This window comes from Vibrio sp. 1078-1 (assembly GCF_033340475.1).
The window spans coordinates 1-683 of sequence record NZ_JAWOWM010000382.1; the positions used below are offsets into that span (position 1 = coordinate 1).

At 47.3% G+C, this 683-nt stretch carries 1 protein-coding gene; it reads right to left on the reverse strand.

What is annotated here, in order from left to right:
- Positions 1-683, reverse strand: a 683-nt coding sequence (locus tag R7190_RS27705) for a TrkA C-terminal domain-containing protein (protein WP_318137910.1), incomplete at both ends; no start/stop codon positions are given.

Genomic DNA, 683 nt, shown 5'->3' on the forward strand with positions numbered 1-683 from the left:
CTCAGACAGGTTCAAATCAGATAGACGTTTGCCGGCAATTGCGTCGCTCTTAACGACAATCTCTTCTTCCACAATACGCAGATCGAGAAGGTTACGGTCGAACACTTCTTTACCGTTGCGGAAGCTTGGGTCCAAACGAGCGTGGCTGTCAGGGAAGCCTACCAGTGCTATTTCATCGCCTTCTTGCAAAATCGCATCACCATCAGGGTGGGCGAGAATACCATTACGGCGAATACGTTCAATGTGACAACCCGTTTGGCGGTAAATACCATGTTCTCGTAAGTTTTTGCCGTCTGTCCAATCGATAAGCTCCGCGCCACCTCGATATGCGCGAATAATAGGTAGATAAACTTTGCGCTGGCTTGAGTTACCAAGGCCACGCTCTTGAGCGATTTGTTGAGCAGAGTCTGAAAGGTTCTGCTTTTGTAACTTTGGTAGCAACTTAGCGAACATGATCATGCTGATCAAACCAATCAGATAAGCCATCGCGTAACCTACGGATAGATTTTCTAATACCAAAGAAAAATCCATATTGCGCGGTATTGTTGCAAGACCTGAGTTCAAAGCATCTTGAGCACCAACTAGAACAGGTGTCGCCGTCAATGCTCCTGCCATCATACCGGCAGAAAGACCGAAATCGAGGCCAAAGTAGTGGCTTAAACCGGAAGTTAAGCTCACTGCAG